14 protein-coding genes and 4 pseudogenes are annotated in these 22,358 nt (G+C 62.2%); 7 read left to right on the top strand and 11 right to left on the bottom strand.

Annotated elements, in window-relative coordinates; genetic code table 11:
• A partial coding sequence (locus AC1DR1_RS20960; RefSeq protein ID WP_476993241.1) for a hypothetical protein occupies positions 1-228 on the top strand: 228 nt, incomplete at its 5' end.
• Positions 229-230: 2 nt separating this feature from the next.
• On the top strand, positions 231-1,892 hold the full coding sequence (locus AC1DR1_RS20955; RefSeq protein WP_476993240.1) for a DUF4474 domain-containing protein: 1,662 nt from the start codon (positions 231-233) through the stop codon (positions 1,890-1,892).
• Here AC1DR1_RS20955 and AC1DR1_RS20950 read toward each other — a convergent pair.
• The 9 genes and pseudogenes from AC1DR1_RS20950 to AC1DR1_RS20910 all read right to left on the bottom strand — a co-directional run bounded on the left by AC1DR1_RS20950 (position 1,889) and on the right by AC1DR1_RS20910 (position 16,147).
• Entirely contained in the window at positions 1,889-2,080 is a 192-nt protein-coding gene (locus AC1DR1_RS20950) for a hypothetical protein (protein WP_476993239.1), read from the bottom strand. The genes AC1DR1_RS20955 and AC1DR1_RS20950 overlap by 4 nt on opposite strands.
• Before the next feature lie 706 nt (positions 2,081-2,786).
• Positions 2,787-3,929: pseudogene (locus AC1DR1_RS20945) on the bottom strand (IS3 family transposase).
• 897 nt (positions 3,930-4,826) lie between these two features.
• Complete coding sequence (locus AC1DR1_RS20940; protein ID WP_476993238.1) at positions 4,827-6,020, bottom strand: hypothetical protein; 1,194 nt, start codon at positions 6,018-6,020, stop codon at positions 4,827-4,829.
• A gap of 269 nt (positions 6,021-6,289) precedes the next feature.
• On the bottom strand, positions 6,290-6,601 hold the full coding sequence (locus tag AC1DR1_RS20935; protein ID WP_476993237.1) for a hypothetical protein: 312 nt from the start codon (positions 6,599-6,601) through the stop codon (positions 6,290-6,292).
• A 38-nt stretch (positions 6,602-6,639) separates the two neighbouring features.
• Positions 6,640-7,644 (bottom strand): hypothetical protein, encoded by a 1,005-nt coding sequence (locus AC1DR1_RS20930; protein WP_476993236.1) that lies wholly within the window; start codon positions 7,642-7,644, stop codon positions 6,640-6,642.
• A gap of 140 nt (positions 7,645-7,784) precedes the next feature.
• A complete protein-coding gene (locus tag AC1DR1_RS20925; protein WP_476993235.1) occupies positions 7,785-10,250 on the bottom strand; it encodes a zinc dependent phospholipase C family protein in 2,466 nt (821 codons plus the stop codon).
• Positions 10,251-10,817: 567 nt separating this feature from the next.
• Positions 10,818-11,978 (bottom strand): hypothetical protein, encoded by a 1,161-nt coding sequence (locus AC1DR1_RS20920; RefSeq protein WP_476993234.1) that lies wholly within the window; start codon positions 11,976-11,978, stop codon positions 10,818-10,820.
• A gap of 2,323 nt (positions 11,979-14,301) precedes the next feature.
• The gene (locus tag AC1DR1_RS20915) at positions 14,302-14,850 is read right to left on the bottom strand and encodes a hypothetical protein (RefSeq protein ID WP_476993233.1); all 549 of its coding nucleotides are present in this window, start codon (positions 14,848-14,850) and stop codon (positions 14,302-14,304) included.
• Between the two features lie 145 nt (positions 14,851-14,995).
• Positions 14,996-16,147, bottom strand: a complete 1,152-nt coding sequence (locus tag AC1DR1_RS20910) for a hypothetical protein (RefSeq protein WP_476993232.1) — start codon at positions 16,145-16,147, stop codon at positions 14,996-14,998.
• 204 nt (positions 16,148-16,351) lie between these two features.
• On the opposite strand from AC1DR1_RS20910, the pseudogene AC1DR1_RS20905 reads away from it, so the two are divergent.
• From AC1DR1_RS20905 to AC1DR1_RS20885, 5 genes and pseudogenes are all read left to right on the top strand, one after another.
• Positions 16,352-17,169: pseudogene (locus AC1DR1_RS20905) on the top strand (IS21 family transposase); the annotation flags it as partial.
• A pseudogene (locus AC1DR1_RS20900) lies at positions 17,166-17,897 on the top strand (ATP-binding protein); the annotation flags it as partial. The pseudogenes AC1DR1_RS20905 and AC1DR1_RS20900, both read left to right, overlap by 4 nt.
• A 377-nt stretch (positions 17,898-18,274) precedes the next feature.
• Positions 18,275-18,550: pseudogene (locus AC1DR1_RS20895) on the top strand (hypothetical protein); the annotation flags it as partial.
• Positions 18,551-18,577: 27 nt separating this feature from the next.
• On the top strand, positions 18,578-18,703 hold the full coding sequence (locus AC1DR1_RS20890; RefSeq protein ID WP_476993242.1) for a hypothetical protein: 126 nt from the start codon (positions 18,578-18,580) through the stop codon (positions 18,701-18,703).
• Between the two features lie 159 nt (positions 18,704-18,862).
• The gene (locus AC1DR1_RS20885) at positions 18,863-19,738 is read left to right on the top strand and encodes a hypothetical protein (RefSeq protein WP_476993231.1); all 876 of its coding nucleotides are present in this window, start codon (positions 18,863-18,865) and stop codon (positions 19,736-19,738) included.
• Positions 19,739-20,723: 985 nt separating this feature from the next.
• Here the strand turns inward: AC1DR1_RS20885 and AC1DR1_RS20880 are convergent.
• Both AC1DR1_RS20880 and AC1DR1_RS20875 read right to left on the bottom strand, forming a co-directional pair.
• Positions 20,724-20,933, bottom strand: coding sequence for a hypothetical protein (locus tag AC1DR1_RS20880; RefSeq protein ID WP_476993230.1), 210 nt, complete (start codon positions 20,931-20,933; stop codon positions 20,724-20,726).
• A 656-nt stretch (positions 20,934-21,589) separates the two neighbouring features.
• Positions 21,590-22,282 (bottom strand): hypothetical protein, encoded by a 693-nt coding sequence (locus tag AC1DR1_RS20875; protein ID WP_476993229.1) that lies wholly within the window; start codon positions 22,280-22,282, stop codon positions 21,590-21,592.
• Positions 22,283-22,358: the final 76 nt, after the last annotated feature.

Here is a 22,358-nt window from a genome sequence, read left to right as displayed (position 1 = left end):
GGCCTTGTCGTCGTCGCCACTGACATTGAAACGGTGACGAAGGACGACGTGCTCGGACGCGCCGTCACGAACGATGATGGGGCATGGTCGCTGAGCTACCCGCCACCGGCATACGAGGAGGCGCTCGGCGACAGGCCGGACATCGTAGTCAAGGTGCTCTTCGGCGGCTCCGACACGCGAGTCGACTCCCGGGATCCCGCCCGGGTGACCTTCTTGGTCGGTGCGTAGCCATGCCGAGCCCCTGGACGCCCATCTCAGCGCTTGCGTACGCCGTCTACGCGGCTGGGTTCATGTACGACCCCGACCAGGACATCATCTACTCGCGGAAAGACGCCCCACAGCGATCCTTCGGCTACGCCTATGGCTACGACGCGGCCGCGCTCGGTATGAGCGCCGTCCTGGACTGCGAGCCGATCTTCTTCGACTACGGCGGCAAGCACTGGATGATCGAGCTCTGGAAGGGCCAGTACGGGCTGGAGACTGGATGCGAGATCGGTGTCTACACCCGGCCGATCGGGTCCACCGGGCAGGCCTACGCACTGCTCGACTCCGCCGTCGGGCAACGGCCTGGCGACGACGTGCTGTCCCACAACCTCTTCTACGACTGCGCCGCCGACGCTGACCGGCTCGAACTCTCGGCGACGCTGCACCGCGACGGCGCAGTGCTCTTCACCCGCGGCCCCGAGGTGCACTGGTGGCTGACCGGCTTCAAGTGGGGCGTGCTGTCGGACCCGAGCCAGCTGTCGGTCGACGTCACCATCACCCTGAAGGACAATACGATGCGCGACGCGTTCATTGCGGGGATCAAAGGACGTCCGTACCCCAACCTCGCGGTGAACGGCACGACGGTGTCATTCACCTTCGACCAGCCCTTCGCGGTGCCCCAGCCCCCGAAGCCAGCGCCCATTCTCGCGGCGGTCGAGGCGGCCAACCAGACGATCGTCAGCACCTACACCGGCCTGGGTTTCCCGACCAACGACCCTAACCATGTCCAAGCCGAGTTCCTCAGCGTAGTGGGACTCGGCATTCTGCACCTTGCCGACTACTTCGGCCTGACCGCGTCCCAGCGCGCGATCGAGATCGGCGAATCCGCGTCGTCGGTCGTTCGTGCACTCGCCGAGGGGTTCGGCGTCGCGGGCAGCACGATCGAGGGCTGGCTCAACGGCGTGTCGCAGGCGTTCTCGACCTGGGTCAGCGAGATCGAGAACTACCTCGGCCTGCCGCTCGACTTCTCCTGCTATGTGATGATCGACAACACTAACGGCGCGTCGGATCTGTTGCTGACCGGCGCCGCCTCGACCCACGGCTCGTATGTGGTCAGCCCTCCGTCCTGGATCCCTCAGGGCACGGTCGCGCGGTTCGTCCTCCAGGACCCGAAGCCGAGTATCTTCGGGTCCGAGGGAACCGCCACTTACACGTACTGCGACGCGAGCCTCGCGATAAAGACGGTCGTGTTCTCCTACGAGTGTCCGACAGGGTTCGCTGACAACAGGGCGGCGTCGACTCAGGCCGAGTGGGCGTGCGTCGCGAAGTCCAGCAATCCGAATGGTCTATGGACTACGCCGGTGCCGGGCGCCGGGCACCCGCTTTATGTCGCTAACGTGATCGGTGGCGGGAAGCCGAGTGAGGGGAGCCTCCGCCAGGTCACCCGTGCCCGCAAGGACGCTGGCGGCGACATCACGCACCTCTGCGGCGGCCCGGACGCCGGATGGGGCCCCGTCCCGGCCGCCGAGGCCATCACACAAATCCGAAGCCGCACGGCGATCTACTTCACCCGCGTCGACGGCGACGACGCGTTCGTGCGCGTCATCGACGGCCGCAACGGCCCCTACCTTCGCACAGACCCTGACACCATCGCGGCGAACAATCTCGACGATCTCCCCGACTGCTAGCTGAGTACGGGCACCGGTGCAATTAGAATACGGATGTTCACGGCAGAGAATTCGCGGTTGATGCCCTCCAGCACCACGTGGAGCCGTTGACCCTCGTGCCCCTCGGCGAAGACTGCATTCGTGGCCACCACAGTCCGCGAGTACTCGGAGCGCAGAAGAAGTGCGGATTCAGCAAGGGGCAAGCTCACGAGCTCTCGGACGCGAGCTTTCAGCCACTTTCGGCTTAATCATCCTCACATCGGTGGACTTCCGGTGTGTCGCATGGCGAATGCCAATTGGGCAGCCAAATTGCCAGAGTGTAAATCCACGGCGCGAGCATCCGAGGGCTGAGTTTCAGCGCCGCACGGACTGTCCACCACGAGACCCCGAACGCCGCCGTCGCGGTCTCGGACACGACCCGTCTCGGAACGGACGACTGCGGCAACACCCTGGTCCCGGAGCCAGTCGGTGGAACGGGCACTGCGCGGATGCTGGGCCGTCGATTCGAAGAACGACGGGYGTGGAAAGACCGGTTCCTCGCAGTACCAGCGGGCGCTTCCCGCGCAGCCGCTGTTCCTTACGCCGGGATGCCATCTCAGCGCAGGTGGGGCAGCCCGGCGGCTGGTCCGTTTCGACAATGACCCGGCGACTGCAGTCGGCAAGCACACTCTGGTTGTGAAACCCACGCACAACACTGCCGTTTGAGCCACCTGTAAACATTCCTTCGTAATTCACCGCGACGGGGAGCGAATCAGCAGGTTTCTCAACGCATCGCTCCTTACGCCACCACATTGCACCCGAGACTTCCCGGTGATATGCCCTGATAGTTGTCCCGGCGCCTTATGTACAAAGACGTTAATGTGAAAGGCACTAGGGACTGCCCCGGATTTCGTTGACTCTCGGGGTTTAGGTTCGTTAGGCGGCTTTGAGGCCGCTATAGATTGTCTCAAACTCGAGCGGCGTTAGCCGTCCGAGTCGCCGCTGACGGCGTTTCCGGTGGTACGTTTTCTCGATCCACGTCACGATGRCCAGGCGCAGATCGGCCCTTGTGGACCATCGTTGACTGTCCAGCACGTTCTTTTGCAGGAGCGAGAAGAACGACTCCATGGCGGCGTTGTCGGCACACGGACCGACCCGGCCCATCGAGCCGGTGAGTCCGTTGCCCTTCAATGTCCGCACGAAGGCGTTGGAGCGGAACTGGGAACCTCGATCACTTTGCACGACGGTTCCTGCCGGTTCCCGGAGCGCTATCGCGTTGTGAAGGGCCGAGACGGCCAGGGACGCTTTCATCCGGGAATCGATGGAGTGGCCCACGATCCGGTTGGAGTAGACGTCTTTGATGGCGCACAGGTAGAGCTTGCCCTCATCGGTCCGGTGCTCGGTGATGTCCGTGAGCCAGAGCCGATCTGGTGCAGCCGCGGTGAAGTCCCGTCCGACGTGGTCATCGTGCACGGGCGGGCCGGCTTTGCGGGTCAGGCCGCGTTTCTTGGCGAACACGGACCAGATCCGCTGGCTGCTGCATAGCCGTGCCACCCGGTTCTCCGGCGCGGACGCCCTGGTCTTCGAGCTCGTCGGCGATGAACCGGTATCCGAACGCCGGATCGTCCCGGTGGACGTCCACCGCTGCGTTGATCAGGTGGGCATCGGACCAGTCACGCTTGGTGACCGGCGTGGCCTTCCATGCGTAGAAGGCCTGTTTGGAGAAACCCAGCACCCGGCAGGCCACCGCGACGGGAATCCCGTCCGCGGCAAGGTCAAGGACCAGCGGAAACTTCATTTTGGGGGCAGCTCCCGGGCGAAGAACGCCGCTGCCCGGCGCAGGATCTCGTTCTCCTGCTCCAGTAGCCGGATCCGTTTTCTGGCATCCCTGAGCTCCGCAGCTTCCTTCTCCGTCACACCCGAACGGGTGCCGTCCTCGATGTCGGCTTTCTTCAGCCAGTTATGCAGGGTTGCTTCGGAAATCCCGAAGTCCTTGGCGATCTGTGAAATCGGGGCTTCGTGCTTGCGCGCAACCGCGACCACGTCACGACGGAACTCAGCGGGAAAAGGCTTAGGCATATGAACATCCTTGCTGCAAGGAACGAATCCTCACAAGTCAGGAGTCAAGCAAACCCGGGGCAGTCCCGTATGCCGTCAATCCAGATATTTTAATCGTATCCTCGGCGAGGGATCGAACGGAGTTCGTTGCACTTGTAATGACCTTCTCCGCATCGGCGGTGCCCTGCGCCTGAGCCTTTTGGGCGGCCGAATTAAGACCTTCCGTCAACTGCGGGAGTTCGTTCCTCCAAGCCCCTGACTCCCGCTGGACGACGGTGACGCTCCTGTCGACTGTCGATATTGCTTGGTCGATTGCATCCACAACCGGGTCCAGGGGATTGCAGCCGGATAGCAATGCAGAACAAAGGCAGAAGGACAGCACTACCCCAACAAGCCGAACTCTTTTCATGCCCTGCCCCCGCCGCTATGACTTTCAATCGGACTTCATCGTCCATTTGAGCCGTTACTGCGGTGTTACTACTTTTACGCAAGCCAATTCCGGGCCTTCCTCTCCGGGCCTTGGCCCGATCAGCTGCCTGGTCAAGCTACTGGAGATTGTTGCCTCCGGGTCTCACGGCCTTTCCCGTCAATCCGCAGGTACAGCGCCGCTACGGCATCGACGTGAACAACACCGGCGCGGATGAGCCCGCCGTTTATGAAGCCCTCGCCCGGGCACAGCAGGCCCGCTCCGAAGCCGAAACCGAACGTCGACGTTCACGCGCCAGTTCAACCACCGCGACGTATATACGGACAACCGTCTGTAGCTCGTCGAGCGAAGTACTAACACCCATTAGTCATTCCAACTTTCTAGGCCTCACTGTGGCTGGTCCAAGCTAAGGCCGACAACGAAGGACGCTAACCATATGCACCAGGGGATTGAGGGACCAGCCGCACCAAAGCGGGCCGCACACTGCTCGGTTATGATTGTCGAGGTCCCGTTTCCCAAACCGCGTGAAGCTGTATTCCAAGATCCTTTCGCATCCGATATTCGGCCATGACGGTGCGTGTGAGCAGTTTGGCTGCCCTGCGGCAGGGCAGCCCGGCAACTAGCCATCCCCACAGTTTGCTCTGAACCAGGGTGAGCGCCGATTCAGCGGTGAGACCTGCGAGACCTCCGAAAATGGCACCTTCCGGCCCGCCCGCCAATGCGCCTACTCCAGCGCCGGCGACGATACCCGCAGCTTTCGGAAGCCCTTCTACGAAAATATTTCTGGTAAGTTCCAGGTCGTCCCGATCGGTCCCGAGGTTACGGGCGACTTTGTCGGCTGCCCCTGTGAGCAGCTGTTGCGCCTCAGCAGACTTCAGAGGGTCCTGGGACAGGAGTTCCCGTCGCAAGGTGCGGTACCGCTGCACGGCTTTGTTCTCACGGAGATCAAGTGCCCTTCTTACTAGTTCGTCCGGGCCCTGCCGGTACACGTTCATTTTGCTGAGCAGATACGGTACGAAGGAAGGCGTCCAAGGGGCCTTCACATCGCGCCAACTCTCGCCCGCATCGCGGATACGGCGGCGGAGCTCGTCGTAGTTTTCGGACTCGGAAAGAGTATCTATATCGATCTTTTGAAGACCCGCAGCGACGAGGAACGCACTGCGCCGCGGCGCGACAATATGCGGTGACCCCGTCAGCTGGGCATACCCCGAGAACACGAGCTGTCCGAGCAGGAATTGTGCCAGCCGGCGCCCGTCGGGGTCTTTGACCCGCATTTCCAGCTGTTCTAGGCGAGGCTGCCAGTCGTACCGGACGGCAGTCAAAGTGGCGAGCGTAGATGAGGCCGCGGCGGACGAGATGAACGGGCCGTTCGCAAGGAGTTGTTCCAACTGCAGGAGCGCAGAAGCTTTGACTTGGCGATACACGTCGTGTTCGACATCGACGTGATAGAGTACCTTCTCGCCGTACTGGTTCAGGGCAGACTTCAGGCTTGCTACTCCGGAGAAGGCAAAGGTGTCCGCGTAATTGAACGCGGGGAGGCGATCGTATAGAACGATCATGTCCAGAAAAGTCACGAGGGACGTGAGATCCTCACTGATGGTATTCCAGCGGGCTTCGCTTTCGGCCGCGGCGCCTTGCCCACCCTCGAGGAAGAACTGCCCGATACCATAAATCAACGGGTCCACGATTATCCCGAGGTCCGCTCACACCAATTCATCCCACTCCGCATACCGGTGAACTATCACGTCATACATGTCGGGCAAACTCCGATCATTCAGCTGGCTATGGTTGGACTTGGCATTGATGCCCTATCTCAGGTGGATTGGCATCCCTGCGCATTGAGTCGGCCGTGCCGATCGGGCCCATTGAGTCGGCCGTGCCGATTAGGCGCTTCTTTGCTGGAGGGCAAGCGCAACTACGCGAACTTTTTGCGGAGTTCGATCGCTTGTGCCCTTTAGGGTTCGAGTCGTTTCTGGAGCGCGATTTCCTGAGGGCGCCTGATTACAACTTCGAGACCGTCTGCTCCCCGCCGCTGACGCTTCTGTGGTCGCATGACGCCGCGGGGCGGAAATCGCACGTCCCGGCTTTCTTTTGCTGCCTCTCGCGCGGTGACCGGCGTCGCCTTGCACTGCACCACCTGCTCGGCACTGTGGTTCGCTTCTGGCAGGCAAAACAACGTTGAGAAGGTCGATGTCACGCCCGCTGACGTCGAGTTCAGCAGCCAGGGGCTCCAATTCTTCTGCGTGCTCGGTTCCTGCTGGTGCATGTGAATCACCTCGGTTAGTCCTCGTGGGGGTGCGGCGGTCATTGTGAGAGCAGCACGGTGTACCCGGTCTGGTTGGTGCTCAAATGCAGTGCAGCGGAGGAAAGGTCACCGATCCCGGGGCTCGCCAGCAGGCTCCGCGCCGTCGTCCCCGCCGCGCCGAGCATCAACACGATCGCCTCGGACAGCCGCTCGGTCCCCAGATCGCGGCGCCCAGCTCCGAGCCGGCCGAATCGGCGGTCGTCACGGGGCAGGTCCGGCGAGTCCCGATCCGTGAACCACACGCCATCCACTCGCTGGAGGGTGGCGACGAGACGACGGGGTGGGTCCATGGTGATCGGGCCGGTGCCGGTCCGTACGTCACTGCTGGTGGCCACGCCACGCTCGACCGCACCGCGCAGCGAGGGGGTGCGCATATCGCCCACGGCCAATACCAGGGGCTCCCCGTCCAGGAGCATCGTCCCGAGCTGGTCGATCAGCGGCGCAGCCTCGTCGTCGCCACGGATCAGGCTGAGATTGCGTTGTGCGACGTGGCGGTCGTTGTTCGCGTCGAAGAGGTCGTTGCCGCGCGGATCGGCGAAGGACTCTGCGCAGGCGAAGAGGCACTGGTGACCGCCGCCGTCGTCCTGGACAAGCCACGGTGTGGGCAGCGGGATGATTTGGTGCGCCCGGCCCGAGTCCCGGTCGCCGAGATCGACCATTGTGGCTCCAATGAACTGCGGCCGATAGCGCGGGTCGGTGGCCGTCGGGGAAAAGCCGGGCAGCACCCACCATGCGCGTACAAGCACGCTGAACGCCGGGAACCGTCCGAGGTTCCACACGTGCACGGCCACGATGTACCGCTGCCCGACGCGCGGCTGGATTACCGCGCGGGATAGGTCGACGCCGTCGGCTTCTTCGAACAGGAGGATGTCCGGGGAGACCCAGCACGGTGTGGGCGGCCACAGCGGGCGGGCGCCGGTGTCCCCAGGACCTGCACGGACGATGAGGTGCGGGAACCATAGTTTGTCCGGGCGCTCACGGATTTCATGGCCGAACTGCTGCATGATCTTCGTACCGACATYGCTGGGACGCCAGCTCGGATCGAGGTCCGGAAGCCCCCGTGGCGGCAGAGGTTCCGGGTCCGTGAATCCGGGAGGGGGTCCACCCCTACTGGTTGAGTCCGTGTCATCCACGTCAGGCATTTTCACCCCTCCCCTTCCGGAGATACTCCCGCAGCGTCCAGTTGTTCGGGCGGAATTGTCGCGTCGACTACGAGCCCGCAGCGCGGGTAGTCTTTCGGGTCGTCCTCGAGGTAGTGGATGAGTCGGCGTTGCCATGGGTCGAACATGTGCTCGGGCCGAGGCAGTGCGGGCCGCCGTGGCTGGTGCTCATGCACGCTGTAGGGGTCGAATTGGGCCGGCGGGGTACAGGGCTGCGAATGCTCGAAGGCGTCGGGTTGGTTCGGCATGTTCGCCGCGTTCGGCCAGCACTCCCATCTCTCGCTGCCGTCAGCGGGGTCGATCTCCGGGACGTGCCGGTTCCAGTCCCAGCATCGCCAGGCGTAGCCGCGGTCGGAGTCAAGGTTGAAGTTCTTCACTGCCCCGCCGCTGGTGAGTTTGGCCGCGAGGTAGAGCGTGTAGTCCACCGGGTGGCCGAGGTGTTGGTTTTGCGGTAGCCGTTGCGCGCTGACTTCTTCGGTGCCCTTCGGGCCGCGGGCCTGCTCGTACTCCGCGGCCACCGCGACATCGGTGGGGGAACGGGAGAGCAGGATGGAGGCGTTGTCGCCGAGGACGAAGGGTCCGGCGTGTACGAGATCGGCTTCCCACCCGAGGCGATGGCCTTGCACGTCGCGCTCCGGGTACCGCCAGGGGAATACCCACTCGCTGAACGGGTCCGTGATGCCGGTGCTCGGCACTACCGGCGGCACGCCCGCACGAGCAAGGATCTGGCTCAGCACCGGGACAGGGTCACGCGGTGTGTCCCTGGGGTAAGCCGGATCTGCATGCCGCGCCTCCTGGGGCGTGCGGCGGCCGGAGGGCTCGTCGAAGGATGTGGGGAGCGGGGCGAACCCGGCGGGATCGGCAAGGTCCGCGCGCAACGAAGCGCGCCAAAACTGACTGCTCCTGCCAAGGTTCACAAGGCCTTGGTCGATTTCCTCGGTCTCGGGGCTGATGAACCCGGCCATCACAAGCAGCCGCCGCGAGGCCATCACCAACGACTGCAGCGGTGCGACGACCGTGTAGTGCAGGATCTCTCGGGCCGGGAAGGTTGCCACGTCCAGAATGAGAGCCGGCAGGATCGTGAGGAGCCATGTGACCACTTGGCCGATGAAGACCACCCACGCGAAGATCGCGAACAAAATGTCGAGCACGGTGACGTCGTCGTCGGATAGGTCCACCCCGCGATCCGGACGCGTCGCGCCGCTCGAACCGCCCGGCGGGGTGGGGAACGGGTGGTCATTGATCACCGTGGGTGGTGATGGGGGTCGCAGCGACAGCCCGGAGGAACCCATGTGTGCGAGGAACCGGTGGACAATCTCCCACATGATGTCCATGGCGGCCTCGTTGGGCCGACCATCGTCGCTAAAGGCCGGGTCCGTCGTGTTGAGCACCTCGGGGGTGATGTCGTCGCCGGGGCGGGCGTAGACGACACGGAGCGTGTCGCTGAGAGCCTGCTTAAGGTGCTTGGGCATCTCCGACGGCCCCATCGAGAAGTGTTGCTTGCGGCTGAAGCTGTCGATCGCCGTGGCCCCGGAGGGATATGGCGGGAATCCGGCGAAATAGTCGTAGGCCGGCGCGTCCGACCGCCCGGAGTAAGGTGCATCGTTGCGGACACGCCAGGAGATGCGGAAGTGCAGGGCGGAAGTCCCCAACGTCGAGTACTGCGGCCCGCCACCGAAGCGCGCGCTGTAAGCGGCGGAGTCGAAATGGTTCTCCACTAAGTGGTGCCGTTGCCAATGCAGCCGGAAGGGGCCGCCCGACTTGGCATTAGTGAAGGCGTGACCCACGACGTCAGTGGCGCAATGAGACATCCAACCGAGCGCGAAGGCCTGCAGAGATTCGGCGTCCTGTCGTTCGTCGTCGTTCGTCGCGGCCAACTCGGCAGCGCGAGCAGCCCGGTAGAGCTCGGCCGGCACCTCGTAAGTGCGGCGGTAGTGGAGCATATCTGACCAGTAAAAGGCGGACTCGCCGAAGCCCTGCGGGACGCCGGAGGTGAGGAATCCGAAAACGTCTGTGCTGCGGGTGATGGCCGACTGCATCGCGTTGCTGATGGCACCCGAGATGTCGTCAAGTGCAGCGGCGAGTTGCTGCGACAGGCCGCCGGTGAGGTCAGAGGCCACCTGGGAATTATTAGCGCCGATCGGGCCCATCCACTCTTCCCAGGGGTCGATAAGGTGTTCCTCGACGGCAGTCCAGACTTTGAGCACCCAGTCCGCAATGCCGAGAATGGGGCCGCCGAACGGCGCCTTGAAATCCGGTAGAAGGAAGAACAGGTCTGGGCCCAGGGCGCCTGCTGCTAAGTAGTTACGCCATTTGTATGCCAGGTTTCCCAGCCGCTGGGCTTCAGCAGGATCCAGCCCGTAGTCGGCAGGGAGATCCGCTGCCTGCAGCCGCTCAGCGGCGAGGCGGGCGGCTTCCATATGTACGTACCAGCCAGGCATATCGCCCATCTCCAAACCCGAAATTACAAGATCAAAATTACCCTCTCTCTGTGATCAGTATCTATTCCCCGGCGTTACTAGGTCGTTACTTGCTGAGACCGCCCGGTGGTACGAACGCAAGCTCTCGTTTGAAGAGCCACGCCGAGCGGGACTAGCCAAATTCCGAGAGCTATTCCTGTGAGGGTATGGATTGTTGACCACCATGGGTCTACTAGTTGCCGGTCCCAAGGAGGGGGGACCCTGGTTCTGGCTTGGCCACCGTGGCCTCCATTACGAGGCGAACTACCACGATAACAACCAGCAGGGCACCCACAATGATCCTTGATGAGCTGTGCCAACTGCTAGGCTGCCTAGGCTGCAGAACCGTCTGGGAAATCAGGATGCCAGCTCCGACGAGGAAAAGAGCCGCTAAAAGCCAGCTGAGCCAGTTTCGGCTAGGCCAGGACTTCCACTCCAACTTGGTCACACCGAATAAGCCGGGTTCGGACTTCAGCTTTGCCACAGAGTCCACGGAATTAGCTCCTAGGGAAGCGCTACATACTGCCAACGGTACTCCGACGACCGAAATGACATGATTCAGCTGACGGCCAATTGAGCTGGTGCCACTAAGGAGATGGATATGTTCGGGCCCTGGTCTTCCACGGAGAAATACTTATTGCTTTTTTCAGTCCCCGACGTTTCCAATACTGTCCCATCCCAGAGCACCGCGTGTAGATGCCAGCCCCCCTTCGTGACGGGGACAACCAGGCGGTCACCCCACTGCATGCCGGTATTTGCACCCGCCAGCAGGTCCCTAGTTTCCTGATTTGTGGTCGTCACACTCCTCTGCTGCGAATAGGCTACAAAGTACTCTATGTCGCCTGAGTTACTGCTGATCCCCAGGAAACAGGCGGCCTGTGTTTTTCCCTCCACTACAAAGCCAGTTGGACTAGCCGCAGTTATGGACGCTTCGCCGCGTGGAGAATAGCCGCGCTTAATGTACCCGACAGCAATGGAGGTGGGAAGGATTTGCCATCCGTCGGGGTCTGCACTGATTGCATGAGAGTCGCTGTTGTCCTTGCAGTTGGACCAGGACTCAACGCGCCAACCTGTCCCGTCAGTCGTATATTGCGTTGGCTGAAAAGCCTGCTTCGTTTCGGTACCTTGAACGGCAGTCGAATTTTTCAATGTTAGAGCACGAAGTGGCTGATTTGGGAGGATGGTTACGAGTAGTCGGAAATCTCCAACCTTAGCTTGGGGGAATATTGCACCCTTTTCATAGGGAGCATGAACCGTGAAGGAGGTGGGTGTGAACCTGTCCGGTGAAGAGCTGAATAATCGGGCTGGCAGAGTGAACCCGACAGTTGTTGTGGTCGACAACGTTGGCTGCAAAGTCTCTCCTCCGGCAGTGAGCGTGACTTGTTTACCTTGTTCTGATGCCCAAAAAAAGTTTCCGCTAACGGTAATTGCCACATCCACGTTGGAAGTCAGGGCGGAGAATTGCGGGGAATACGACCGGACCTGGGGATTCTTGTTAGTGAAAGGAAGGCTGTTGATGAGCTGCTGGGACCCGTCGATAGCGGTTTTGAGCGTCTCTTGAGTGGCTGTTTTCACGTCAGCAACAAGTGTTTGCAGGTGGTCCAGCGTCTGTCGAACGGATGAATCGACGGAATCGAGGCTCTTGTTCAGGTCGGCTGCCAGTGATGATTCAGCATTGCTTACAGCGAGGTCAACTTGCCCCGCGGCAGTGACCAGCAACGCTTCACCCTTCGCGGTAGCTTCACTGATTACGCTGTTAAGCGTGTCCCTGAATCCCGACAATGCTCCGCCGACGGGATTTATTACACCCGGTGGCGGCGGGGGGCAGCCGGTCAATGTCAACAGGCACATGACCAGGGTGAGTATACTTGACGTCCGGCGCGCCTCAACTCTAATGCTACTTATTCCATAGCAGTGCCGGCGGAATGAATCGCGCTTTGTGTTAGGTAGTATCCCTTGCAAATGGGATTTTGGCTGATGATTCATGATGCCTTCTTGCGGGGTGAAACTTGATACTTAGGCCGCGAGCTTTGCCAAACAATCCATTGCGTCTTCTCTCAGCCGCAACTCCCGTTTTTAAGTATCACGACATTAATTCCAGAGTGCAGCTCAACGTCGCAGCTGCCGATAGCGGAGCTGCTTAGGCGCCACTTGCCTTGCTTTAGATTCCACGCCCCATCTTGGAAACTGCAGGTACCAGTGCTCGAATTAACTTCATCGCTTCTCTGGTGTGTTTGGACCGCGTCCGACCCCTCGGAAGTTGCCTTAGTAGTTATGGGTTGATAGGTATACGTGGTGTTGACGGTGCACTTTGGCGCGCCGCTGGCACTGATGATAGTTGTGAAGTTTACGCTGGCCGAGCCGTTCTCATTAGGGGGAATTGGCGTGCCACCTCCCCCCCAGCATGCGGAAAGACCTGCGACTAATAAACACGTCGCTACTAATAGCACTCGTGGATTTTTCGATAACACTCGTTTTCGGGCCACCCTGCCCCCTCCTCCGAGCCGGGCGTACTGACATACGACGTCGGTACACAAGTTATTCTCCGAAGATAGAGTTATGCATTTCGGTACGGCGGATCATGCGATCCAGCCGAACAATGCTGGGCGGGTAGAACTGGCTACCACCTTAATTGGAGTGAGCCCCTTCTCGTGGACGTGGCGGAGGGAAACAATCCAAGCCAAAAAGCCCCGCTATCCCAAGCGATCGTAAGGTTCTGCTGTCCGAGGTAGCGGGCCTATCGCACGGGATTCTCGACCGGCTGAGTATTGGATGCGGCGGTGAAGCCTAGGGCGCCGCCGAGGAAAGCAAAGACGGCGAGGCTAACGTTGAACCAGACCGGTTGGCCGCCTCCGGCGGCGGATATGCCCACCTGAATACAACCTAGGATTAGGCCAACGGTCGCATAAACTGCGTAGGCGATTTTTCGAACGGCGGCAGGGACGATGTCAACTAGGGGGTTACTCACCTTTGTTCACCTCTCAGGATCGGGACCTTTGAGTACGTGACCATCTGAACAGCCGGCGCGTTACTGCAGCGTTACGGGCGGATGACCTGGGAGGATCTTTGCCCTAATGTCTTTGTCGACTGGAACGGGGAAGCGCGTTACAAGTAATTACGCACTACGGAGACAGCGTGGCTCCTCTCCCTGAGTTGTTGGGTGCGGAGGTATTTCTTGTGAGCGACGGCAAATGATCATGAGGGAACGCCCGCTCCCTCCAGCACGAGACGGTCAAAAACGACCGTTATCTCTAGCCCTCCAGCTGCTGTCCGCCATGTAGTTCACGAGGTTTGGGGGCTCTGGTTGCTTCGTTGTGGATGGGTTAGCGTCTTGTCCGTCCACGAGGCAACTGACGGGAGCGGCGATGATGCGGGTATCGGGAGCAGGCCCGTGTGGTCCTCCGGCACCTGGCAAGATCCCGGGGCCCGCCTCCTCGTCCAGGACGACGGCAACACCATCATCTACCGCACCGACGGCACCCCCGCCTGGGACACCAAGACCGCTGTCGCCACAGGACCTAGCGCCTCGGGTGATGACATGCAGCCGGGCGAGGTCCTGCTCCCGGGCCAGTCGCCGGCCTCGGCCAACGGCCGCTATGTCCTGACCTACCAGGGCGACGGGAACCTGGTCCTGTACGGACCCGTCGGACCCCTGTGGGACTCCCAGACCGCAGGCAGACCTGTCGGCGTCTGCCTTATGCAGGGCGACTGGGAACCTCACCGTCTCCGGACCGGGAAGTGTATACGTCTGGGACTCGCAGACCGACGGCAACCCCGGGGCCCGCCTCCCCGTCCAGGACGACGGCAACACCGTCATCTACCGCACCGACAGCACCCCCGCCTGGGTGCTGTTCACCCTGGACATCGACGAGCACACCCTATACGTCCACCGCATCGAACACCGGTCCGACCACTACAAGCCGCGTTAACCGAACTCTTCGAGGAAAGATGTGCCATTGCGCGGCCTCTCCCCCAGCTCACGCTGACGAAACGCCTGGTTATCGGCGGTCAAAGCACGTGAGTTGCATCTGCCACCGGATGCTCATCCCGAATCGCTGATTTTGTCTCCTTCCCTGTGGGGGTCCTTAGCCTCGGCGGCCGCATCGATCCCGACGAGGCTCTCCAACGCTTCCTGAGTCACTTTTGTGGCTTCACCAAACATGTGCGCGTTGATGTGACGGGTGATCTCTGCAACCGGATTGGTCATGTTGGCGCGAAAGGCATCAGCGCGGAAGAGATCCTGAAGTGCATCCGAGACCAGCGTCACGTCAGTACCCGCATGAATCGTCCAGGCGCGTCGTTCCCATGCTTCCTTCAGGACATCGTGAAGATACCGCTCGATGACTCCCAAGTGGGAAACCACGCGGTTCGTATCCACGCCGAGGAAGTCGGTCTGACCAAACTGCCGCGCCTTGGACTCGAACCTGAGCTGCAGAGTCATCAGCGCGAGCATCTGCTCATGGAAAGCTTCGGACTGTTGAGTACTAAGAATACCCCCGGGGTCCGATGCGGGATCGGGGCGATTGGGTGCTTTGAGGTCCAGGCCTTGACTCTTCAGAATGCGACGCACTCCCTTGACGTCGTTGTACAACGTGAAGAGCTCAACTAGATCTTGGCCAAGTTTAGACCGCTGGTCTTTCTGCGTCTGGTTCCAAGCTGAAAGGGCTTTCCATGCAAACGTAAGAGCGCCCCCTAGCACACCGACTGCCACGATCTGAACCCCGGCCTTTGCCACCTCAGACGAGAGGGAATCGACCCACTGATCGGTCCCGTGCGGCGAGTTCGCTGCGCCCACGATGGCGGCTACGCCCAAAATGGCGGCCACCACCAATATGGCAACGAGCCTGCCTACTACGCGTGGCCGATTCGGCAAGAGCTTCATGATGATCCGCCTCAAATTCATGATCGGCTTCACGGCACTGGTCCATCGGCCGAACTATGGGGGGAGCTAGCATGCATAGCGGTCTCTCGGAGTCACCACCAACCCAGCCGTTCGCCCACTGTCGAGGTGCCCGTTGGTGCATTAGTCCCTTTATTCGGTGCCGTCGGCCGGGGTGCCGCCTTCGGATAATTTGAACAGCCGGGTCACCTGGGGCTTGGCCTTTTGCCCAGGGGTCACCCGTCTTCCAGCGGTCCAGAATCTTGACGGAGGCGTCGGCAGCGTCCCGCGCACCGATTATCGGGTTGAAGGAGTCCAGCACTTGCGGATCGGGTCGACTGGCCACTTGGTCATTCTTGTCATGGTCGTCTTCCTTCTGGGATTTGTAGTCGTGGAAGTTCTCGACATCAGTCCAGTGTCCGAACTTTCCGGGCTTGTAGGTGTCGATCGACGATGGCGCGGCCAGGTCGCCCGGGTTGGACAGCGTCCGCTTCACATGCCCGCGCGCGAAGGAGTCCTGCACCAGGTGCAGCACCGATCCGATCGCCCGCCGCTTGATGTCGAAGCCCGGGAACGCGGTGCGCCCCCCGAGCAGTCCGGCGAAGGTGACGCTTCCCTTCGGGACCGTGGCGCTGGTGAAGAAGGTCTCCATCGCGTACGTGTGTACGGTACCGTCGGCGTCCGTGAAACTGGTGCTGGGCGAGACCGAACCCACGGCATCGTCAGCGTAAATGCCGTCGCCCACAGACAGGCGGTACATCACCTCGCACCACAGCATGATCTTGGCCAAGGTGTCATTTGGCTCCTCACCCCGCGCCGGCTCCCAGAACATGGAGTGGGCGACGGTGACGCTGTAGGTCTTGCCGGAGATGAAGACAGGAACCATCACTGGGGCGCCGAGGCTTCGGGCACCGTCGTCGGTGATCTGCCAGAGAGAGAACGCGGCGTCGCCGTGGACGTTGGCCCACAGCGTCGAAAACAAAGAGAGCGAGCGATGCAGGATGGCCATCGGGACCTCCTCGGACGGTGGCAGGGTTGGGGCTCGTGGTTAAGAGCGCGCTGCTCCCGATCGAGACGGACCGTCATGACCGCCGATCGGCTTCATCAGTTCGATGGGGGCATTCTGCTCGGAGCCCCGTTACTGCAACGTTATCGAGGCGTGAGTGGCGGAAGCCGGCCTTGGATGACCGACTGGGGCAGCAGAAGAAGATGCCCGTTGCAGCGTCCCCTGCGCGCCGAATATGCCTCCTTCGCGCAGATCGAAGCGGCCTGCCAGGCGTTCATGGACGAGGTCAACAACCGTGAACACCGTGCCACCCGCCGCAAACCCGCCGCAAACCCGCCGCGATGCTTGCCGAGGAAGCGCCACGGTTGCACCGCATTCCGGACAACGCACACACGGTCGCGTTCGGCCTCTCACGCAGCGTCCCGGAGAACACGCCGATGGTCACGTTCGAGAACGGCCAGTACTCGGTCCCGGCGGATCTGCTCGGCGCGCGGGTGTTCGTCCGCAGCCACGGCGCCGGACCGGACGAGCAGATCATCGTGGTCCATCACGGCAGCAAGGGTCCGGTGGAAGTCGCCCGGCACCCGCGCGCCCGGCCCGGCAGCCCGGCGATCAACGACGCCCACTTCCCGGACCACCGGCCCAGGATCCCGGGCGAATACACAGTGAAGGCGCGCAGCGCCGCGGAGATGGAGTTCCTCGCGATCGGGGACGGTGCGCGGACCTGGCTGCTCGAAGCCGCAGCGGCCGGCACGGCGCGGGTGAACGTGAAAATGGCCGAAGCCGTCGCCCTGGCCAAGATCGCAGGCCAGGCCGAAGTCGACCAGGCGCTCGGGACCGCAGCCATCCACGGCCGCTTCGCGAACAAGGACCTCGCCTCGATCCTCAACGCCGCAGGCTCACGCACCACCACGCATGCCGCCGGGGAAACCCGTTCCCTCACCCAAGGCACCGCCGCGTGGGCCGCCATCGGCCGGCCACCCGTAACCGCCCGAGCCGCCGCCGTTCTGGAGGAAAGCGCATGAGCCCGGTTCCGGCCAACGCACCCGCGCTGGCTCCGGAGCTGGAGGCGCTGATGCGGCAGCTGAAGATGCCCCATGCGCGGGCGCTGGCGCCGGAACTGATCGCGACCGCCCGCGCCCAGCGCTGGGAACCGGCCGAGGTCATCAAAGCCCTCTTCGTCGAGGAAGTCACCGGCCGGTCCCGGTCCATGCTCGCCACCCGGCGCAAAGCCGCGGGCTTCCCGACCGGGAAGACCTTCGACACCTGGGACCCCGCCGCTTCCTCGATCCCTGCCCCGACACAGCAGGCCCAGCGGACGCTGGAATGGATCGGAAGGAAGGAGAACGTCGTGATCTGCGGCCCCTCCGGCACCGGCAAAACGCTCTTCCTCGAGGCTCTCGGGCAGCAGGCCGTCGAGGCCGGCATGCGGGTCGCATGGTTCCGCCTCGAGGACCTCGGGGCTCTCATGCGCGCCCACCGCTCCGATGACAGCGTCACCAAAGTCGTCGGCCGGATCCTGCGCGCGGATTTGGTGGTGGTCGATGATATAGGCCTCTTGCCGGTGGGCACCGACGCTGCGGAGGGGCTCTACCGCCTCGTCGACGCGGCCTATGAGAAACGGTCCATCGCGGTGTCCTCAAATTTGCATCCCGCCGGGTTTGACGAGCTCATGCCCAAAACCCTCGCCACGGCAACCGTCGATCGCTTGTTGCACCACGCGCACGTCTGCCAGACATCCGGAGATTCAATCCGCCTCAGCCAGGCCTTGGCCGGCAGCCTGCTCATCACTGAGGAAATCGACCGCCATGCCACCAATTCAACAGCCCTAAACGTGAATTTCCGTACCGATCCTCCTCAGACCCCGAACACGCCTCCGGCTGGTGGGGGCCAGGAGTCCATCGCGGAGAAAACCAACGAAATCCCGCACTTCAAACCCCAGCTGGAACAGGTCGGAGACCTGGACGGGGCGGTCGTCACCGCCGATGCCCTGCATACCCAGCGGGCCCATGCCAAGCTCCTGCACTTACGCGGCGCCCACTACGTGCTCACCGTCAAGGGCAGCCAGAAGGCGCTGCTGGACCGCATCAAGTTCCAGACCTGGTTCACCCGCGAGGTCGGGTACTCCGAGTGGGAGAAAGCCCACGGACGCACCACGCATTGGAGCGCGACCGCGCAGCCGGCCCAGGACTGGATCGATTTTCCGCACGCGGCCCAAACCGTGCTCACCCGGGAGAAAACCAACCACCAAACCGGGAGCGGACGGCCGAACGCGTCTACCAGGTCACGTCCCTACGCGCCGAGGAAGCCGGCGCGGCCGAGTTGGCAGCCTACATCCGCGGACACTGGGGCATCGAAAACAGACTGCACCGGGTCAGGGATTCCACCATGGGCGAGGACAAGTCCCAGATCCGCACGGGCAACGCGCCACATGTGATGGCCAGTCTGCGCAACCTGGTCCTGGCCCTGCATCGCCTTGCCGGAACCCGGGGCATCGCCAAGGCGATGCGGACTGCCGGACGCAACCCGGAAATCGCCCGGAACCTCACTGGACTTTGAAATAGCCCTGAATCCGTTGACAAATACCGGGCCGGGCGCCTACGGTCACCACCAAGTGCTGTTTGCGATATTGAGGGTCACGTAGTGGTCGAGTAGGTGCGGTCCCGGGTGTGCGTCAGCAAAGCATCCGGTACCCCTTCCGCAACCAGGGGGCGCGTCATGTCAACGCTGCTGATCAAGGGCTCGTTCCAGGTGAAGGGTGGCCAGCCGGACGGGGATTCTGTCCACTTCACCCCCGACAACCCGGCGGAATGGAACCTGGTCGGGGGAACGCACCGGGTCAAGCGCAACGGGTCGGGGCGCAGCCAGTTGCGGCTGGACGCCATCGACGCGTTGGAGACCCACTACCAGGTGACAGGGGGGCCTCGAGCGCATCAGCCGCTGACCCTCGCCCACGCCGCCGCGGACGAGTTGCTGGCCTGGCTCGGTTTCACCGGGGTGCAGCGCACCCCGGACGAGACGGTAACCGCCGCCACGCCCGAGAGCGTCCCCGGCTTCATACTAACCCGCGGCGCCGACATCCACGGCCGGTGCGTGGCGCTGGTCGGCCGCGGCGAGCCCCTGGGTGCCAGCGGCACCGGCATCTTCGTCGACGTGGCTCTGCTCAAGACCACTGCCAACCACCACCTGCTCTCGGCCGGGCTGGCCTACCCGACCTACTACCGAAACCTGTTCCCCGACCTGCGCGCGGAACTGACCGCCGCAGCCCACCAGGCGCAGGCGGCCCCGGCCCGGGGCCTGTGGCCGAGCGACGCGACCACCATAGGGGCCAAGGTCACCGGGCTTTCCTCGCTCACCGACGACGTGGTCGTCCTCCCCAAGCTCTTCCGGCGGCTGGTGGACTACCTGCAGCTGGGCGGCGGCRACCCGTCCCTGGCCGGGTTCCCTGACTTCCTGGCCCAGGCCGGCGACCGCTACTTCATCCTCTCCACCGGCCATTCCACTACCGGTCTCGACGCTGTGGTCGAGGTCCTCAACGGCGACACCGTGCGGATAACTCATCCCGCCGAAGACCTCGTCTTCGACGAGGCCTGAGCAGAAGGATCCCGCCATGACCCATGCCGCCGACTTCCGCGCCCTGTCCGAATTGCTCACCGGCGAGGCCACTCTGGACGGGAAGAATGGTACTTGCTTAGGGTCCTGTTCCACCGTGATGAGAGGGCATCTCGCAGACGGTGCGACACGAGGTCGCATGCAGTAAGTGGACGCGTTGGAAGGAAGGATCGGCGATGTTGTCGATGACGTGATCTCGGGCGTGTGTTCTATGCCTGACCCCTCCTCGACATGCGTTGCCGGTAACGGCGGGGTGTGAAGCTCGGGGAAAAGCCGAAGCGGTTGTTGTTCCATCCAAGAACCGCAGGTGAGGGGAAGACCGGATGGGTGAACGTGAGTGAATCTCTGCTGACACCTCGTCAAGGTGAGCCTCGGATAGATGGATGTGGTGCCGGGGTGCAGGRCTGGCTGCTGGAAAATGGCAGGTGGCGGTCGGGCGCATCTGACCGATCGCATGAACACCACCGCCCCGGGGTAGAAGCGGCACCCTGACCGTCGTGTCTTGCGCATGTGGAACGTGGAAACCCCGACGGCCTCCCGGACCTGTGGTGTGGTAGGCCGACCGTAAGGAACGCCGATGTTGTCCGTCGGGAACAGGATGGCTCAAGAAGCAATGCCGGTGGCCGAAAGGCACCAGGAAACCGAACCCGTTTACCGCCTCCCTTTCGGCGGTGGGGTCGCATAACTGGCCGGATACCGGACATGATTATCGAATCAACCGTCAAGCTCGCCCCCACGGCGGCCCTGCTGTTCTTCGCCATCATCTTCTTCGGAACCATGATCGACGTCGGCCTGCTTGACCCGGCTCGGACTGGAATCCCTCAGTCAGGGCGGGTACTACCTATCGAGCCGTTCTGCCACCCGCCGGGCCGCCCGGCAAGCCGCAGAACAGCTCCTCAACGACCAGTTGTGTGCCTCCGCCCTGGCTCAGTTTCCTCGCTGTCCTGCTCGCAGGGCGGCGTGGTCTTTAGTGGACGAGTTCGCGGGTCATTCCGAATGGAACCTGGTCCGAGAGCGCGGCTGTGTAGCGTCCGGGCTTGTTGCGAGTGACCAGGATTCCGTATGTTCCCGTGAGCATTGCGGCTTCCTGAAGGTCCTTGACTGCGGCCTCAAGCTGTTCATCGAGCGAGTGCCGGCTGGTCACGTGGATATCAATGGCTTCAATTGCGGTGGGCATGATTGTCCTTGCGTGGCGGTCGGGGGTCTTTGCGGCGCCCAAGGGGTGGTTGTTTGCGGTTCAAGACACAGGAGGATTCGCGGTGGCCATCAGTATCCGTCCCTAATGAACAGGGGAAGCGGATGGTTGCCAGGAATGTCTCTGTCGCGTCCGCCAAGCTCGCGGCGATCGTGATCTGCGTCACCTTCGGCGTCCTACCAACAATTAAAACGACCCCGTTCAGGCTTGTCAAGACAATAGGTCAAACCCACTGAGCAGGGGTCATTGCCGTTTGGCGATTCACGCATACCTGCTTCCAGTCGGACCTCCGGTCAGGCCGGCCGCAACCACAGCAACGGCTACAAGTAGTACGCTCCGCCATTCGGATCGGACACGTGCGTGACGGGCCGGCAACCCGGATGCACCAGAACAGCCGGTTGAAAGCCCATGATTCCGAGTCCGATGGCTGCAACATTGCTCATGTTGGGGCTCCTGAGAATCTTTAGTTGATGGCGAAACCCAAATTCGATGGGTGTTTCCTGAGCGTCTCCCATTTGTAGTCGATCCAGACTTAGTGGCCATCAGCACGTTCGAACGAGTCCGGACCTCCCGAGTCGTAATCTGAAATGCCACCGACTGGGGACCTTCGCGTCCGCTGCTGCCCCCGTTCGAGCAGGTTACGAGGTGCGAATAGGGAAGGTTAAAGTGTCCACGCCGCCAGCGAGCAGCACCCGATAGGGGATGATGTTCCAATACTTTCTGCGGATCGAGGCCGTTATTGATAACCGTCCCTCGACCGCAGTCCGTGCTGGGGATCGCACGACGAGGACGAGTCGGTGCGCCCCCTTAATAGCGTGGGCGGGCGACCTGCTGAACTCCCACACGGGGTCAGGACGGAGCAGGTTCAGCGCTTCCAGAAAGGTGGCCTCGCCTGTCGTCTTTCGCGAGGCGGTCGCACCGGTTGTGAACACTTTGAGGTTGGCTTTGATTTCGACGCTGCCGAACATCTCCACAGGGCTGCTGACCTTCTCTGGCGTCATTGACCACACGATCGGCGGTTGAGGCGATTGAGTTGCAGTGAGTTTGATCTGCACCCACACCTTTTCGATCCGCTCGTCCTCGCTGCCGTCAAACGTAACGGCAAGGTCGGTCATGGTGTAGGCCGCATTTTCTTGTTCCGCGGTAAGGGCTACTAAGGCTGGGTCGTCGGCCGCCAGGGCCTTCTCGAGCGGGCGGCAGATTGGCCCGCCGAGGAGGATTCTTGATTCGAGGTCACCGTCGGGCGCCCTGTTCGGCACACCCTTGGTGACGCGTTCCTCAGGAACCAGAGAGGTTTCGGACCATCGAAGGTCGGGAAGGTTGATCGGCATGTCAACATCCTCCGGCGAGGTAGAAGCATCCCCAGTCTCGATAGTGGGGATGCTGGGCGCGTGTGACGTTTTGGGC

This window comes from Arthrobacter sp. P4_F10 (assembly GCF_056401435.1).
The sequence above is the reverse complement of the archived record's forward strand: the minus strand, read 5'-3'. Positions and strand labels throughout refer to the sequence as shown.

Excerpts from the sequence above, each read along its gene's own strand:
- AC1DR1_RS20955 (WP_476993240.1), top strand. The coding sequence starts at position 231 with ATGCCGAGCCCCTGGACGCCCATCTCAGCGCTTGCGTACGCCGTCTAC.
- AC1DR1_RS20935 (WP_476993237.1), bottom strand. The coding sequence starts at position 6,601 with ATGCACCAGCAGGAACCGAGCACGCAGAAGAATTGGAGCCCCTGGCTG.
- AC1DR1_RS20930 (WP_476993236.1), bottom strand. The coding sequence starts at position 7,644 with ATGCAGCAGTTCGGCCATGAAATCCGTGAGCGCCCGGACAAACTATGG.
- AC1DR1_RS20925 (WP_476993235.1), bottom strand. The coding sequence starts at position 10,250 with ATGGGCGATATGCCTGGCTGGTACGTACATATGGAAGCCGCCCGCCTC.
- AC1DR1_RS20910 (WP_476993232.1), bottom strand. The coding sequence starts at position 16,147 with ATGGCCATCCTGCATCGCTCGCTCTCTTTGTTTTCGACGCTGTGGGCC.
- AC1DR1_RS20880 (WP_476993230.1), bottom strand. The coding sequence starts at position 20,933 with ATGCCCACCGCAATTGAAGCCATTGATATCCACGTGACCAGCCGGCAC.
- AC1DR1_RS20875 (WP_476993229.1), bottom strand. The coding sequence starts at position 22,282 with ATGCCGATCAACCTTCCCGACCTTCGATGGTCCGAAACCTCTCTGGTT.